The organism is Marinobacter sp. (assembly GCF_041686475.1).
Classification (GTDB): Bacteria; Pseudomonadota; Gammaproteobacteria; order Pseudomonadales; family Oleiphilaceae; genus Marinobacter.
The window spans coordinates 1-16,185 of record NZ_JAWLDU010000034.1 but is presented as its reverse complement, the minus strand read 5'-3'; the positions used below and the strand labels follow the sequence as shown (position 1 = coordinate 16,185).

16 protein-coding genes and 1 tRNA gene are annotated in these 16,185 nt (G+C 56.7%); all 17 read left to right on the top strand.

From position 1 onward, the window contains the following. The first annotated feature begins 229 nt into the window (after positions 1-229). The 17 genes from rpsB (at position 230) to ACESMB_RS09455 (ending at position 15,707) form a co-directional block, all read left to right on the top strand. Entirely contained in the window at positions 230-982 is a 753-nt protein-coding gene (rpsB, locus tag ACESMB_RS09535; protein ID WP_372926762.1) for a 30S ribosomal protein S2, read from the top strand. 95 nt (positions 983-1,077) lie between these two features. After that, a complete protein-coding gene (gene tsf, locus ACESMB_RS09530) occupies positions 1,078-1,947 on the top strand; it encodes a translation elongation factor Ts (protein ID WP_372971404.1) in 870 nt (289 codons plus the stop codon). A 183-nt stretch (positions 1,948-2,130) separates the two neighbouring features. Then, positions 2,131-2,859 carry a UMP kinase gene (gene pyrH / locus ACESMB_RS09525; protein ID WP_372926764.1) on the top strand — a complete coding sequence of 243 codons (729 nt, stop codon included), beginning with the start codon at positions 2,131-2,133 and terminating at the stop codon, positions 2,857-2,859. A gap of 42 nt (positions 2,860-2,901) precedes the next feature. Beyond that, entirely contained in the window at positions 2,902-3,459 is a 558-nt protein-coding gene (gene frr / locus ACESMB_RS09520) for a ribosome recycling factor (protein WP_372926765.1), read from the top strand. Positions 3,460-3,534: 75 nt separating this feature from the next. Continuing rightward, a complete protein-coding gene (gene uppS / locus ACESMB_RS09515; RefSeq protein ID WP_372926766.1) occupies positions 3,535-4,305 on the top strand; it encodes a polyprenyl diphosphate synthase in 771 nt (256 codons plus the stop codon). A gap of 22 nt (positions 4,306-4,327) precedes the next feature. Beyond that, positions 4,328-5,167: a phosphatidate cytidylyltransferase gene (locus ACESMB_RS09510; protein WP_372926775.1), complete on the top strand. Its 840-nt coding sequence runs from the start codon at positions 4,328-4,330 to the stop codon at positions 5,165-5,167. Continuing rightward, positions 5,161-6,354, top strand: a complete 1,194-nt coding sequence (gene ispC, locus ACESMB_RS09505; RefSeq protein ID WP_372971403.1) for a 1-deoxy-D-xylulose-5-phosphate reductoisomerase — start codon at positions 5,161-5,163, stop codon at positions 6,352-6,354. Before ACESMB_RS09510 ends, ispC begins: the two co-directional genes overlap by 7 nt. 48 nt (positions 6,355-6,402) lie before the next feature. Next, positions 6,403-7,752, top strand: a complete 1,350-nt coding sequence (gene rseP, locus ACESMB_RS09500; RefSeq protein ID WP_372926768.1) for an RIP metalloprotease RseP — start codon at positions 6,403-6,405, stop codon at positions 7,750-7,752. 43 nt (positions 7,753-7,795) lie between these two features. Continuing rightward, positions 7,796-10,114, top strand: coding sequence for an outer membrane protein assembly factor BamA (gene bamA / locus ACESMB_RS09495; RefSeq protein ID WP_372971402.1), 2,319 nt, complete (start codon positions 7,796-7,798; stop codon positions 10,112-10,114). A gap of 50 nt (positions 10,115-10,164) precedes the next feature. Next, a complete protein-coding gene (locus tag ACESMB_RS09490) occupies positions 10,165-10,662 on the top strand; it encodes an OmpH family outer membrane protein (RefSeq protein WP_372926770.1) in 498 nt (165 codons plus the stop codon). 51 nt (positions 10,663-10,713) lie between these two features. Next, positions 10,714-11,739, top strand: a complete 1,026-nt coding sequence (lpxD, locus tag ACESMB_RS09485; protein ID WP_372926771.1) for a UDP-3-O-(3-hydroxymyristoyl)glucosamine N-acyltransferase — start codon at positions 10,714-10,716, stop codon at positions 11,737-11,739. A gap of 14 nt (positions 11,740-11,753) precedes the next feature. Continuing rightward, a complete protein-coding gene (fabZ, locus tag ACESMB_RS09480) occupies positions 11,754-12,191 on the top strand; it encodes a 3-hydroxyacyl-ACP dehydratase FabZ (protein WP_372926776.1) in 438 nt (145 codons plus the stop codon). Beyond that, on the top strand, positions 12,191-12,982 hold the full coding sequence (gene lpxA, locus ACESMB_RS09475) for an acyl-ACP--UDP-N-acetylglucosamine O-acyltransferase (RefSeq protein WP_372926772.1): 792 nt from the start codon (positions 12,191-12,193) through the stop codon (positions 12,980-12,982). Before fabZ ends, lpxA begins: the two co-directional genes overlap by 1 nt. A gap of 19 nt (positions 12,983-13,001) precedes the next feature. Beyond that, the gene (gene lpxB, locus ACESMB_RS09470; RefSeq protein ID WP_372926777.1) at positions 13,002-14,186 is read left to right on the top strand and encodes a lipid-A-disaccharide synthase; all 1,185 of its coding nucleotides are present in this window, start codon (positions 13,002-13,004) and stop codon (positions 14,184-14,186) included. Next, positions 14,183-14,860, top strand: a complete 678-nt coding sequence (rnhB, locus tag ACESMB_RS09465; protein WP_372971401.1) for a ribonuclease HII — start codon at positions 14,183-14,185, stop codon at positions 14,858-14,860. The genes lpxB and rnhB overlap by 4 nt, the downstream gene beginning before the upstream one ends. Before the next feature lie 85 nt (positions 14,861-14,945). After that, positions 14,946-15,022: transfer RNA gene (locus tag ACESMB_RS09460), tRNA-Met, on the top strand. Positions 15,023-15,434: 412 nt separating this feature from the next. Next, positions 15,435-15,707 (top strand): SelT/SelW/SelH family protein, encoded by a 273-nt coding sequence (locus tag ACESMB_RS09455; RefSeq protein ID WP_372971400.1) that lies wholly within the window; start codon positions 15,435-15,437, stop codon positions 15,705-15,707. Positions 15,708-16,185 lie beyond the last annotated feature (478 nt).

Sequence of the window (16,185 nt, the reverse complement as noted above, 5' to 3'; positions counted from 1 at the left end):
ACAAGGAAGAGGCGGCTGCCGGCCCCTTGGCCGGGCTATAAATTAATGGAATCCGGCGGCCGATTTATGGTATAAACGCGCCCGCTGGAAACAAATCCGGCAAATTCGCACACACGTCGGCACGTTGTCCCAGGGTGCCTGCTCCCGTTGCTCAAATAACCAGCAGCGGGTTCAGGTTGGGTCAATCGGACGTGTGGAGGACTAACCCGAAGCTAAAAAGGTAAATATCATGGCTCAGGTAAATATGCGTGACCTGCTGAAGGCAGGCGCTCACTTCGGTCACCAGACCCGTTACTGGAACCCGAAAATGTCGAAGTTCATCTTCGGCGCCCGTAACAAGATTCATATCATCAACCTTGAGCAGACTGTTCCTGCCATGAACGATGCGCTGAATTTCGTTCATAACCTCGCAGGCAACAAGAACAAGATCCTGTTCGTTGGCACCAAGCGTGCGGCGGCCAAGATCATCAAGGAAGAAGCACTGCGCTCCAACCAGCCTTTCGTGAATCATCGCTGGCTCGGCGGCATGCTGACCAACTACAAGACCATCCGCCAGTCTATCCGTCGCTACCGCGACCTGGAAGCACAGAGCCAGGATGGCACTTTCGACAAGCTGACCAAGAAAGAAGCCCTGGACCGCACTCGCGAAATGGACCGCCTTGAGCGCTCCATTGGCGGTATCAAGGACATGGGCGGCCTGCCGGATGCCATGTTCGTGATCGACGTGGATCACGAGCGTATCGCCATCAAGGAAGCCAACAAGCTGGGCATTCCTGTAATTGGTGTTGTTGATACCAACAGCGATCCGGACGGCGTCGATTACGTCATTCCGGGCAACGACGATGCCATCCGCGCGATCCAGATTTACGTGCAGGCCGTTGCGGACACCTGCCTCGAAGCATCCCAGGCTGGCGCTGCCGGCGCTGACGAGTTTGTTGAAGTCAGCGAAGGCGCAGAAGGTGCTGCTCCCGCCGCGGAGTAACACGTTCTCCGTAAACGGGTTGTAGGGTGTGCCTGTGGTTTACCGCCGGGCACACCGGTACAGAATTTGGATTGGAACAGTTAAGAGGAATGAACATGGCTGCAATTACTGCTGCAATGGTCAAAGAGCTCCGTGAGCGCACTGGCCTTGGCATGATGGAGTGCAAGAAGGCACTGGTAGAAGCTGACGGAAGCGTTGATGCCGCTATTGAAGAACTGCGCAAGTCTTCAGGGCTGAAGGCTGCCAAGAAAGCGGGCCGTACAGCCGCTGAAGGTGTTTCATTGATCCGGGTGTCTGACGACAACACCGTCGCCTACATTCTGGAAGTGAACTCCGAGACTGACTTCGTTGCCCGGGATGACAACTTCCTGAACTTCGCTAACGACGTTCTGAATGTTGCCTTTGATAATGGCGAAACCGATGTTGCCAAGCTGATGGAAGGCGATCTGGAAGCCAACCGTGAAGCGCTGGTTCAGAAGATCGGCGAGAACATCACTGTTCGTCGCATCGTACGCGTGGAAGGCCCGGTTGTGGGTGCTTACGTTCACAGCACCAACAAGATTGCGTCTGTTGTGGCCCTGACTGCCGGTGACCCGGAAGTTGCACGGGACGTTGCCATGCATGTTGCCGCTGTTAACCCGCGGGTTGGCAAGCCGGAAGACATGCCTGCCGATGAGCTTGAGAAAGAAAAAGCAGTCATCAAGGCCCAGCCGGATATGGAAGGCAAGCCTGCTGAAATCGTCGAGAAGATGATGGGCGGCCGCATCAAGAAGTTCCTGGCTGAGAACAGCCTGGTCGAGCAACCGTTCGTCAAGAACCCTGACCAGACTGTCGGTCAGCTGATCAAAGACAACGGCGCCGATCTGGCCAGCTTTGTTCGTCTGGAAGTTGGCGAAGGTATTGAGAAGGAAGAAGTGGATTTTGCGGCCGAGGTCGCTGCTGCGGCTGGCACCGGCAAGTCCTGATCCTTCTGACAGGTGCCGAGGCCAGGCTGAGGCATCGTTCGAGTCTGCCACGTTGGCTGGAGTAGTCCGGCTCTCGTGGCGGGCTTGTATCTGAGATACCCCTTTTCCGAGGAGTATGTCAGATACAAGCCTGAGAAGCTTGTCCTGCCAGACATCAAGCCAGACACACAGAAGGGGATCCTCATGCCGAAGTCGTCCAATACCCAGCCCAGATACAAACGTGTTCTGCTCAAGCTCAGTGGCGAAGCCCTGATGGGAGAGCATGATTTCGGTATTGATCCCAAAGTACTTGATCGTATGGCGCTGGATATTGGCTCCCTGATTGGCATTGGTGTCCAGGTTGGGCTGGTTATCGGTGGTGGTAATCTGTTCCGTGGCGCTGCATTGAACGCGGCCGGAATGGACCGGGTGACAGGCGACCACATGGGGATGCTGGCAACCGTGATGAACGGGCTGGCCATGAGGGACGCCCTTGAGCGCTCCAACATTCGTACCCGGGTTATGTCTGCCATCCCCATGAGTGGTATTGTTGAGCATTACGACCGCCGCCGTGCCGTACGTGATCTGAAGGACGGCGATGTTGTGATCTTCTGTGCGGGCACAGGGAATCCCTTTTTCACAACGGATTCAGCTGCTTGCCTTCGGGGTATCGAGATCGAAGCAGATGCCGTACTGAAAGCCACCAAGGTCGATGGTGTCTACTCTGCGGATCCCCACAAGGACCCGACTGCAGAAAAGTATGATCACCTCACGTACGACCAGGTGCTGGACAAGAAACTGGGTGTGATGGACCTGACAGCCATCTGTCTTGCCCGGGATCATGGCATGCCCCTTCGGGTCTTCGATATGAACCGGGCCGGCGCGCTGACCCGGATTGTTACCGGAGAATCTGAAGGCACATTGATCGAGTAATCTGACTGAATAATTTTGAGCAACGAATTCGAGGATGCTGCAGTGATTGACGATATTAAAGCTGATGCCGAAAAGAAGATGAAGAAAAGCCTTGAGTCCCTGAACTCGGCTTTTAACAAGATCCGTACCGGTCGCGCCCATCCCTCCATTCTGGATAGCGTAACGGTTGATTATTACGGCCAGGAGACACCGCTGAAGCAGGTCTGTAGCGTGAACGTGGAAGACAACCGCACACTGGCTGTTTCGCCCTGGGAAAAGCCGCTGTTACCGAAAATCGAGAAAGCCATCATGATGTCGGATCTGGGCCTGAACCCATCCAACAATGGTGAAGTCATCCGCATTCCCATGCCGATGCTGACGGAAGAGACCCGTAAGGAAATGGTCAAGCAGGCCAAGGCCGATGCAGAGCATGGCCGGGTTTCCGTCCGTAACGCCCGTCGTGATGCCAACAGCACGCTGAAAGAGCTGCTGAAGGAAAAGGAAATCAACGAAGACGAAGAGCGTTACGGTGAGGAGGAAATCCAGAAATTGACCGACCGCTACATCGCCGAGATCGAAAAGCAGCTGAAGGCCAAGGAAGAGGATCTGATGGCTGTCTGAGCAGCCGGTCAATTCAAGCGACGTGATCAGTCAGCACCTGCGGCTTTGCCGGGTGTTGGCTGAACAGGGGATTGCATGACGGAAAGTGTATCCGCAGAGATTCCGGTTTCGGCTGGCAGCCGCCCCCGGCATGTGGCCATTATCATGGATGGAAACAATCGCTGGGCCAAGGCCCGGCGACTGGCAGGCGTTGCCGGCCACAAGGCCGGCGTAAAAGCGGTCAGATCGGTGGTGGAAACCTGTGCCCGGGAAGGGGTAGAGGTACTGACACTTTTCGCGTTCTCCAGCGAGAACTGGCGCCGGCCGGAAGACGAAGTATCGGCCCTGATGCGCCTGTTCCTGTTTGCGCTGGAGCGGGAAGTCAAAAAGCTTCATCGCAACGATATTTGCCTGCGTATCATCGGTGACCGCACGGCGTTCAGCGCGAACCTCCAGGAACACATGAGTCGCGCGGAAGAACTCACCCGCAACAACACCCGGATGACCCTTGTTATCGCTGCAAACTACGGTGGCCACTGGGATATTACCCAGGCCAGCCGCAAAGTGGCAGAGAAGGTGCGAACGGGTGAGCTGGCGCCTTCGGATATCACCGACGACCTGATACAGCAGCACCTTTCCATTGGCGATCTGCCCATGCCGGACTTGATGATCAGGACGGCAGGTGAGCAGCGCATCAGTAATTTCATGCTCTGGCACCTTGCTTACACCGAGTTGTACTTTTCTCCTGTTTACTGGCCGGATTTCCGTGAACAGGAAATGAGTCAGGCGCTCCAGGCGTATGCGGGCCGAAAACGCCGGTTTGGTCAGACGGATGACCAGATCGCCAGTGTTTCGTCGGAACAATAACGACAAGATAGCGAACGATACCGTGCTTAAAACCCGTATTATTACCGCGCTCATACTGGCACCCATCGCCATTGGCGGCATTTTCTTCCTGCCGCCGCTGGGCTTTGCCCTGTTCACAGGTGCCATCATCACCATTGGTGCCTGGGAGTGGGCGAACATGTCCGGCATGGTGTCGCCGGTGGCCCGTGTCATCTATGCACTGGTGGTTGCTGCGGTGCTCTATGGCCTGCTGAACGTTCCGGCTGTAGCGGTACTCTGGCTGGCGCTTGTGTGGTGGATTCTGTGTTTGCTGCTGGTGCGAAGCTATCCGAACGGCTCGGAACGCTGGGGCAGCGTGCCTGCCCGGGCCATTATGGGGCTGTTTGTGCTGGTTCCCGCCTGGGTGGGGCTCAACCATATACGCACCGGCGAGTTCCAGTTTGGCGACAGCAGCAACAGCCTGCTGGTGATCCTCTACGTCTTCTGTGTGGTGTGGGTAGCTGACATCGGCGCCTACTTCTCAGGCCGTGCCTTCGGTAAAGCCAAGCTTGCACCGCGGGTCAGCCCGGGCAAGTCCTGGGCGGGGGTCTGGGGTGGCCTTGCGGCGGTTGCCGTGTTTGCAGTCATTATCAGTATGCTGGCCTCAGCAACGCCGGCGCAGTCGCTTCTGCTGATCATTGCCAGCCTGGCGACCGGAGCAGTCTCGGTACTGGGTGACCTGCTGGAAAGCATGCTCAAACGCTTCCGCGGCATCAAGGACAGCAGCCAGCTGTTACCGGGGCATGGTGGCATAATGGACAGGGTTGACAGCTTGACGGCGGCAATCCCGGTATTTGCGCTGATTGTTACGCTGCTTGGCTGGCTGACTGCAGGGCAATGGTGAGTCCCGTGAAGCGATGCATAACGATACTCGGTGCAACAGGCTCCATCGGCCTGAATACCCTGGACGTTATCCGCCGGCACCCGGACCGCTTTTCGGTGCACGCGCTCACTGCCAGTTCCAGTGTCGAGAGTATGGCCGAACTGTGCCACGAGTTTCGCCCCCGTTACGCCGTGATGGCGGACGAAACTGCAGCAAAGGCATTGTCGGTGGCTCTTTCAGACCTGGCTTCCGTCACCGTTCTCAGCGGCAACGACGCGCTGGACCAGGTCGCCGCAGACGCTGCGCCGGATACGGTCATGGCCGCGATTGTCGGGGCTGCGGGCCTGCCCCCGACCCTGGCGGCAGTGAGGGCCGGCAAGCGGGTGTTGCTGGCCAACAAGGAAGCGCTGGTAATGTCCGGCAAGCTGTTTATGGATGCGGTTGTCGCCTCCGGCGCCGAGGTGTTGCCGATCGACAGCGAGCACAATGCCATTTTCCAGTGCATGCCCCCTGACAGAATTCGCGATACCGGCCGTGCAGGCATTACCCGAATTCTGTTGACGGCGTCGGGCGGCCCCTTCCGCACTCATACTGCGGAGGCTCTTCGCCATGTATTGCCTGCCGAGGCCTGTGCCCATCCCAACTGGTCCATGGGCCAGAAAATCTCGGTGGATTCGGCAACGTTAATGAACAAAGGGCTGGAATTGATCGAGGCCTGCTGGCTGTTCAATACCACGCCGGACATGATCGAAGTGCATGTGCACCCGGAAAGCATCATCCATTCAATGGTGGAATACGCCGATGGATCCGTGCTGGCCCAGCTTGGTAGCCCTGATATGCGAACCCCGATTGCCAACGGCCTGGCCTGGCCCGAGCGAATTGATGCAGGGGTGCCAGCGCTCGACCTGTTCCGTATCGGGCAGTTCAATTTCGAAAGGCCCGACCTTGAGCGTTTCCCTTGTCTCCGGCTCGCGGCCGAGGCTTTCGACAAGGGTGGAACCGCACCGGCCGTGCTGAATGCCGCCAATGAGGAGGCGGTGGCGGCCTTTCTTTCCGGTAAACTGGGTTTTGCCGATATTCCCGTTATCATTGAGCGAACGCTGGCTGCCACCGAGGTTGTGCCGGCAGACAGTTTCGATACCATCTTCGCCAAGGACGCCGAAGCCCGCACTGTGGCCCGGGAACAGATTCTCGGACTGGCTGTCTGATACACGCGGGCCCGGCCGGCGGGCTGATAAAACTCAATAGAGAACACTATGCAGATAGTTGAAACCATACTGGCGCTGGTACTGACGCTGGGCATACTGGTAACCCTTCACGAGTTTGGTCACTTCTGGGTGGCGCGGCGCTGTGGGGTGAAAGTGCTGCGTTTCTCGGTGGGTTTTGGCAAGCCATTATTCTCCTGGTACGACCGCCAGGGCACCGAGTTTGCGGTAGCCGCCATACCCTTGGGCGGCTACGTAAAGATGCTGGATGAGCGGGAAGGGCCGGTACCCGAGGACCAGAAACACCTGGCTTTCAACTCCAAGCCTCCGTCTAAACGCATCGCCATTGCAGCCGCCGGGCCCATAGCCAACTTCCTTTTTGCCATATTTGCCTACTGGCTGCTGAGTGTTGTCGGTTTTACCACGGTTGCGCCCATTGTCGGAGAGGTCAGCCAGGGTAGTGTTGCCGAACGCGTAGGGCTTGCCGAGGGCATGGAAATCCACGAAGTCGATGGCCACCGGGTCACGTCCTGGCGCGACGTGAACATGCGCCTGCTTGAGCGCACCGGTGAGTTCGGAGACGTAACCATCGATGTCTCCCGCGATGGCAGTCGTGGTGGCCTGACCGGCTCCCTGGAAGGTTGGCGCATCAGTGACGAGAATCCCAACCCGCTGGCGGAATTCGGTGTTACTCCCTGGCGGCCGGATGTGCCGCCGGTTCTGGGTGAAATTGCCTCAGGGGGAAGGGCCGAGGCCGCAGGCCTGCAGTCAGGAGACCGGGTGCTTGCTGTTGATGGCGAGCCGGTATCTGACTGGTTCGAGCTGGTGTCATTCATTCGCGAAGCCCCGGAAACACCTCTGGAGCTGACGGTAGAAAGGGACGGTAGCAAGCAGGATATTGTTGTAACGCCGGCAGAAAACAGGGCCGATGACGGAACGGTGACGGGGCTTGTGGGAGCCGGTGTAAGTGAAGTCACCTGGCCTGACGAAGTGCTGCGTGATGTCAGCTATGGGCCTCTGGCAGCAATCCCCAATGCCATGTCTGAAACCTGGGGTGACACCAGGTTGACGCTGGTTGCCATTAAAAAAATGGTGACGGGGTTGTTGTCTCCCACTAACCTTAGTGGCCCGATTACCATTGCAAGGATAGCCGAAGCCAGTGTAAGTTCCGGCTTTGAAGATTTTATACGTTTTCTTGCCTACCTCAGTGTCAGCCTCGGGGTGCTGAATCTGTTGCCAGTTCCGGTTCTGGATGGTGGGCACATTGTCTATTACACCATCGAAGCCATCCGTAAAAAGCCGCTTTCCGAACAGGCTCAGGCTTTTGGATTACGTATTGGTATGGCAATGATCCTCACATTAATGGTGTTTGCACTTTACAACGACCTGATGCGGTTGTGAGAATTGCGAACTCCTTACGCGCATCAACAGGCGAAATTATTGAATGAGACGTTCTTTACTGGGTTTAGCTGTAGGCTTGGCTGTAGCCACTTCCGCCATCAAACCGGCTCTGGCTGATGAATTCACCGTATCCGACATAGAGGTGGAAGGCCTTCAGCGGGTGTCCGCAGGAACGGTATTCTCTGCATTTCCCGTATCCATCGGGGAACCGGTTGATGAGCTGGAGTTGTCTTCCGCCATCAAGGACCTGTTTCGCACCGGGCTGTTTACCGATATCGAGGCCAGCCGTGATGGTGGCGTGCTGATTCTGACCGTCAAGGAGAGGCCGTCGATTACCTCCATCGACATTGACGGCAACAAGAATATCGAAACCGACATGCTGATGGATGCGCTATCCGGTGCCGGTTTGCAGGAAGGCCAGGTGTTTCGTCGCGCCACCCTGGAAAGGCTCGAGCTGGAGATACTCCGCTCCTACATCAGCCAGGGGCGTTACAACGCCCGGGTAAAGGCAACGGCTGAAGATCTCCCGCGAAACCGGGTCGCCATAAGCCTGGATATCAATGAAGGCACCGTAGCAGCCATCCAGCATCTCAACATCGTTGGCAACGAAGCCTTCGACGACGAAACCCTCCTGGATCTTTTTGAGCTGCGCACCAGCAGCTGGTGGAATTCCATCACCAATTCCGACAAATACGCCCGTGAGCGCCTGAGTGGTGATCTGGAATCCCTGCGCTCTTTTTACCTGGACCGCGGCTATATCGACTTCAACGTGGAATCCAGCCAGGTGTCCATTTCACCGGACAAGAAGCAGGTGTTCATTGCGATCTCACTGAACGAAGGGCCCCAGTACACGGTTTCCGAGGTCAACCTGCGGGGCGAGCTCATCGTGGATGAGGAGGAGCTGCGGGAACTGATACCCATTGAAGAGGGCGACGTGTTCTCGCGTTCCCGCATGACCTCAATTTCCGAAGCCCTGTCCAGGCGCCTGGGCCGCGAAGGTTATGCCTTTGCCAACGTGAATGCCGTGCCTGAACCCGGTGAAGACGACACCGCATCCGTCACCTTCTTTGTGGAGCCGGGCAAACGGGCGTATGTCAGGCGCGTCAATTTCGATGGCAATGTTTCCACGCGAGACGATGTGCTGCGTCAGGAAATGACCCAGATGGAGGGCGGTGTTGCCTCCACCGACCGGATCGAATTCTCGAAAACCCGCCTCGAGCGGCTTGGCTTCTTCGAAACGGTAGATGTGGAGACCGTCCCGGTTCCCGGCACCGATGACATGGTGGACGTGAACTACTCGGTGAGAGAGCAGGCAACAGGCAGTCTGTCTGCGTCAGTCGGCTTCTCCCAGGCCTCTGGCGTTATCCTGGGTGCCAATGTATCCGAGAACAACTTCTTCGGCAGCGGCAAGCGAGTGTCCTTCGGCGTCAACGTCAGCGATTCCATCAAGAGCGCCAACTTCTCCTACCAGGATCCGTATTACACCGTTGACGCTGTAAGCCGCGGCTTCAGCGTATTTGCCCGCGAAACCGACTTTGAAGAGCAGGATATTTCCTCATACCTGCTGGATGAGTACGGCGGTCGGGTGACCTTCGGTTACCCGACAGACAACGTCACCCGGCTCAACTTCGGCCTTGGTTACACACTGTCCAAGATCAGATCGGGGACGTTTACTTCGCCGGACGTAATCGACTTCCTGAATGAGGAAGGTAACGACTTCAACAATTTCTTCCTTTTCGGCTCCTGGCGTCGCAGTACGCTGAACCGTGGCGTCCTGCCAACCGACGGTTACAGTATCTCTTTAAACACCGATATCGCTGTTCCAGGCAGTGATTTGACATTTTATAAAATAAACCAGAAAAACGAGTTTTATCAGCCGTTCAATGAGAACCAGACCTGGGTCTTCCGGGCACGTTCCGAAATCGGCTATGGTGACGGTTACAGCGGGCGTTCGGTGATGCCATTCTACGAACACTTCTTTGCCGGTGGTTATGGTTCGGTGCGCGGTTATGAGGCAAACTCTCTGGGTCCGAAAGCTAGGCGTGCTGATTTAGATCAATCAGATCCGGATCCTTTCGGTGGCAGCCTGCTCACAGAGGGCAGCCTTGAGCTGATCTTCCCCACGCCTTTTGCCGGGGATACCCGCTCAATGCGAACGGCGTTCTTCGTGGATGCGGGGCAGGTCTTCGACGCCGACCGGAACTTTGATCCCGCGCTGGATGAAGTCCGGTTGTCTGCGGGTGTAGGATTCCAGTGGATCACGGCGGTTGGCCCGCTGGCATTCAGCCTTGCCCAGCCTCTGAACGACAAGAGTGGCGACGATACCCAGATATTCCAGTTCTCCCTGGGGCAGACATTCTGATCAGAGAGCGAACGGAAACGCGGTAAAAATTGAAACACAGGAGAAAGAACATGTTCCGTTTGTCCCTAGCAGTTATGTTGGCTGCAATGATGGCAACCACGTCGGTGGCGGCTGAAACCCGGATCGGGGTTGTCGACTTGCGGCAGGCGCTGTACTCGTCCAGCGATGCGAAAGCATTCAGTGAAAAGATGCAGCAGGATTTTTCCGGTGAGGAAGCCAATGTCAGGGAGGCTCAGGAAGCCGCTCGTACGCTGCAGCAGCGCCTTGAGGAAGACGGTGCCATGATGAACGAATCCGAACGCGAGAAGATAACCACCGAGTTCCAGGAGAAAGTGAAGGAGTTCAATTTCCTCAAGCAGCGGTTGGACTCAACAGTAGCAAACCGCAAACAGCAGTTCCTTGAAGACGCCCGTCCGGAAGTGGATGCTGCCGTCAAGGAGTTGCTGGAGGAGCATGACCTTGACCTGATTCTGCCCAGCGAGGCCGTGGTATACGTCAAACCCGACATGAATCTGACCGACGAATTACTGGAGAAACTGGACCGCTGATCATGGTGGGCCGTACAAAGGCCAGCCCGGAATAACTTTGTGGAGCTGACAATGACAAAGCGTTCATACCGGCTGGGCGACATTGCCTCTGAGCTTGGGGCAGAACTCAGGGGCAGTCCCGATACTGAGATCGGGGGGCTTGCCACGCTTCAGGCGGCTGTTCCGGGCCAGGTGGCATTCCTGGCGAATCCGTCCTACGCTCGTTATCTTGCAGACACCAGGGCGTCAGCCGTTATTGTTTCTCCGTCCGTTGCAGATCAGTGTCCCACCAATGTCCTGTTACTGGACAACCCCTATCTTGGTTATGCTTGCCTGAGTCACTGGTTTGACCCGGCGCCTGTTCAGCAGCCCGGTGTGCACTCTTCTGCGGTGGTAGACCCCTCTGCGCAGGTTTCCCGGAGCGCCAGTATCGGTCCCCTGGCCGTCATTGATGCCGAAGCGGTTGTCGGCGACAACGTTGTCGTTGGCGCGGGTTGCATTGTCGGTGCCCGCTGCGCCATCGGCGAGCAATCAGTGTTGCGTCCGCGGGCGACCCTGGCCCACGACATTGTGCTTGGCAAGCGCTGCCATATTCTCAGTGGTGCGGTTATCGGCTCGGACGGGTTCGGATTTGCCAACGAAAAAGGTGCCTGGCACCGGATTGCCCAGTTGGGACGGGTTGTCCTAGGTGATGATGTGGAGGTAGGGGCGAACACCACTATTGATCGCGGTGCGCTCGACGACACGATCATAGGCAATGGTGTAAAACTCGATAATCTCATTCAGATTGCACACAACGTCAGTATTGGTGATCACAGCGCCATGGCGGCAATGGTTGGTATTGCCGGCAGCACCCATATTGGCAGTCACTGCGTTTTTGGCGGCGCGTCGGGCGTGGCGGGCCACCTGAAGATTGCTGATCAGGTGCACCTGACAGGCATGACCCTGGTTACCGGTGATATCCGGGAGCCGGGCGTGTATTCGTCTGGAACCAGTGCCGACACCAACCGGCAGTGGCGCAAGAATGCTGTGCGTTTTCGTCAGCTGGATGCCATGGCGCGTCGGCTAAAAGAATTGGAAAAGAAATTAGAAGGCTGAGGCCGTTACTGATGATTATGACCATCAAAGAAATCATGGAATACCTGCCCCATCGTTACCCGTTTTTGCTGGTTGACCGGGTGACCGAGGCGGAAAAGGGGGAGTTCATCAAGGGATACAAAAACATCTCCCTGAACGAGCCGTTTTTTAACGGCCACTTTCCGAACAATCCCATTATGCCGGGCGTGCTTATTATCGAAGCCATGGCGCAGATCTCCGGCATTCTCGGCTTTCTTACGGTTGGCCGGAGGCCATCTGATGGCGTGGTACAATATCTCGCCGGTTCCAGTAAAGCACGCTTCAAGCGCCCGGTTGTGCCGGGTGACAGGCTGTGCCTGGAGTCCCGGATGATCTCGGGTAAACGTGGAATCTACAAATTCGAGTGCCGCGCACTTGTAGATGACGAAGTCGTCTGTGTGGCAGAAATACTGACCGCTGAGAGAGAAGTCTGATGGCGACAAAAGAATGGTCGGGAGTCCATCCTCAGGCGATCGTGGATCCGTCTGCCAGATTGGCTGACGACGTGACTGTCGGCCCCTGGAGCTATATTGGTCCGGATGTGGAGATCGGTGAGGGAACCGAGATCATGTCCCATGTGGTGGTCAAGGGTCCCACCAGAATCGGTCGCAACAACCGCATTTTCCAGTTCTCCAGTATCGGTGAGGAGTGCCAGGACAAAAAATACGCAGGCGAGCCCACCACCCTGGTTATTGGCGACGACAATACCATCCGCGAAAACTGCACCATTCACCGGGGCACCGTTCAGGACCGTGGTGAGACCAGTATTGGCAATGGCAACCTACTGATGGCCTACGTTCACGTTGCCCACGACTGCGTCATTGGAGACAACACCATCCTGGCCAACTGTGCCACGCTGGCGGGCCATGTTTCTGTGGGTGACTTTGCCATTCTTGGCGGCGGTACCATGGTTCACCAGTTCTGCCACATCGGTATTCACAGCATGAGTGCTGGCGGCAGCATCGTTCTCAAAGATATTCCCGCTTACGTAATGGCCAGCGGACAATCAGCCCAGCCGTTCGGAATGAACGTGGAAGGTCTTCGTCGACGGGGTTTCAGCAAAGACGCCCTGCTGGTTCTGCGCCGTGCCTACAAGGTTATCTATCGCCAGGGCCTGACCACCGAACAGGCGGTTGTGGAACTGGAAAAAGCCTATTCCGACATCCCCGAAGTGCAGCCGTTGATTGAATCCCTTCGTCGTGCAGACCGCGGTATTATCCGCTGACCAGGGAGCGACTACCCCGGTGACGGACCATCCCCAAGAAGCCGTTGTCAGTGCCCGCAAAGTCACCTTTGCCATCATTGCCGGAGAAGCCTCCGGCGATATCCTCGGCGCAGGCCTGATCCGTTCGCTGCGTATCCGGTACCCTAATGCCCGTTTCGTAGGCATAGGCGGCGAGGAAATGGTGGCTGAGGGTTTTCACTCACTGGTGCCCATGGAGCGGCTCTCGGTAATGGGCCTGGTGGAAGTGCTTGGCCGTATCCGCGAGCTTTTCAGCATTCGCGCCCGGTTAATGGACTATTTTTTGGCAACCCCGCCGGATGTGGTCATTGGCATCGATTCCCCTGACTTTACTCTGGGCATTGAAAAGCGATGCCGAGACGCCGGCATACTCACTGCTCATTATGTAAGCCCTTCAGTCTGGGCCTGGCGCCAGAAACGTATCTTCAAGATTGCCAAATCCGTCAATCTCATGCTGACACTGTTTCCTTTTGAAGCCCGGTTTTATGAGGAACACAACATACCCGTGGCCTTTGTAGGTCACCCCCTGGCGGACCGGATACCGATGACGCCGGATACCGCCGCTGCCCGTAAAGCGTTTGGTCTTCGCGAAGATGCGCCGGTGCTGGCCATCCTGCCCGGAAGCCGGGGAGGGGAAGTGGAGCGCCTGGGCACCCTGTTTCTTGAAGCTGCCCGCTGGATTCAGGGCAAGCGGCCGGACCTGCAACTGGTCATTCCCTGTGTGAACCGGGAGCGGGAGCAGCAAGTCCGCGCGCTGGTGGATGCTCTGGATGTGAGGCTTGAGGTGACAATTGTGCGGGGCCGCTCGCGAGAGGTTATGGCATCCTCGGATGTAGTGCTGCTGGCATCCGGAACCGCGACACTGGAAGCCATGCTTCTGAAAAAACCCATGGTCGTGGGGTACCGCCTGAGCGGCTTCAGTTATGCGCTGGTATCACGGTTGGTGAAGGTTCCCCATGTTGCCCTGCCCAACCTGCTCGCCCGGGAATCCCTGGTTCCGGAACTGCTGCAGGACGATGCTACGCCGGAAGCCCTCGGTGCGGCGGTTCTTGAGCGCCTGGAGAACGAGAACGAGCGCGCCCGCCTCACGGAAGCTTTCTCCGACCTGCATGAACAGTTACGGCAGAACGCAGATGAACAGGCTGCGGCCGCAGTTTCAGCATTGATTGAGGGGAAGCATTCATGAGCAAAAGCCCGTTACCGCCTTTCCAGTGTCGCTATCAGGGCCGGCTTCTGGCCGGTGTGGATGAAGTGGGTCGTGGCCCACTGGTGGGCGCGGTGGTAACGGCGGCGGTGATACTGGACCCGGAAAAACCGATACCGGGCCTGGCTGATTCCAAAAAACTGACGGAGAAGCGGCGGGAAGCCTTGTACGAACAGATTATCGAACACGCGGCATCCTGGAGCCTTGGCCGCTGCGAGGCCGATGAGATCGATCAGCTCAACATCTTCCGCGCCACCATGGTTGCCATGGGGCGGGCGGTAGCAGGGCTTCACATCCAGCCCGAGTATGTACTGGTGGACGGCAACCGGTGCCCGGACTGGCACTGGCCGTCCGAACCGGTCATCAAGGGCGACAGCCGGGTGGAAGCCATCAGCGCCGCGTCCATACTTGCCAAGGTAACCCGCGACAGGGAAATGGCCGCGCTCCACGAAGCCTATCCCGACTACGGATTCGCCAGCCATAAGGGCTATCCCACGCCAGTCCATCTGGAAGCTCTGGGCAGGCTTGGCGCGACTACCCAGCACCGCCGCTCATTCCGGCCGGTTCAGGAAGCCATTGACGCGGTTGGGATGATCAGTACAGGGATAACCGATGAACTCTCATACCCTTCGGATCTCTTCGAAAATATCGATTGACAGGCGCCCGGCGTATCTTTAATATACGCGCACGTTGATCGGGGGCTACCCCGAGAAACAAACAGTTTATGCAGTAAAGTGTTGATGCGGGGTGGAGCAGTCTGGTAGCTCGTCGGGCTCATAACCCGAAGGTCGTAGGTTCGAATCCTGCCCCCGCTACCATATTTAAGAAAGGCAGATCAGTTACTTACTGATCTGCCTTTTTTGCGTTTGGGCCGGCAAAAATTCCCTGTGACGTATATGTGCCAAGGCTTGTGACGGTTCGATCTGCGGCCAGGTGGAATATGACCGTCAGTCAGTTTTTGTTCTTCCGGTGAGAGTAGTCGTCTACGCTGCAAGCCTGAGTGTGTTCTCGACGTTCTAGTCTAGCTAAGCTGCCACATTATGGCGACATACGTCGGGGTTCTGGCCACGATTTCATTGGGAAGCGGACTTTTTACCGCGACGAGATGAGCCAGTGAGGGGAGTTTGAACTAGGGTAAGTTCACGCACAGGCTAGGAGTGGCGAAGGCACCAGCATAATTCCAAGCTTATACTGCGAACAGATACACTCGGGAACTAATGGGCGAGCCCAATGGCAAACAGAGTTGATATTCATTACTGCGCAGGGTGCCGCTGGCTACTTCGTTCGGCCTGGATGGCACAAGAACTGCTGACCACCTTCGAAGGCGAACTGGATTCGCTGGCATTGCATCCGGGAAGCGGTGGGATTTTCGAGGTGTGGGTTAATGAAAAGCGGATCTGGTCTCGCAAGGAGCAAGGGGGATTTCCTGAGATCAAGGTGCTCAAGCAATTGGTGCGGGACGAAATCGACCCTGAACGCTCGCTCGGACACGTGGATCGTTGAAGCCCGGGATCAATGAGTCGGTCCGGGCTCTTCTGTCACGAGCCTGGCGTCCTCAGAAGGAATGATCGATGAAAAGTGAATGTCTCTGCGGAAACGTGAAGTTAGAAATTGAAGAGGAGATTCGAAATTTCTATCAATGCCACTGCTCGTTGTGTCGAAAAGTGACTGGAGCGACAGCTAACGCCGCGATTTTTGTTTAGGGTGCGGGAGTCCGGTTCCCAATAGCCTGAGAGACAGCGGAATGGTTTGGATTCCTGCTGGTTTGCTTGATGAAGCGGTTGCATCGCGGGTTTCTGTTCACCTCCATACAAAGTCCGCTGCCCGTTGGGAGCTAGAGTCTGCTAAGTGTGTTCGTCTGGACGGTGGAACTGACAGCCTGGAATCACTTAACAAGTTGTTGTAGTTCGTTCCGGCTTACGGCCTACACCGGACGCCCTTGTCAGGGCGCCGTTTATTGCTGGCGTCATACAGCCTAGTG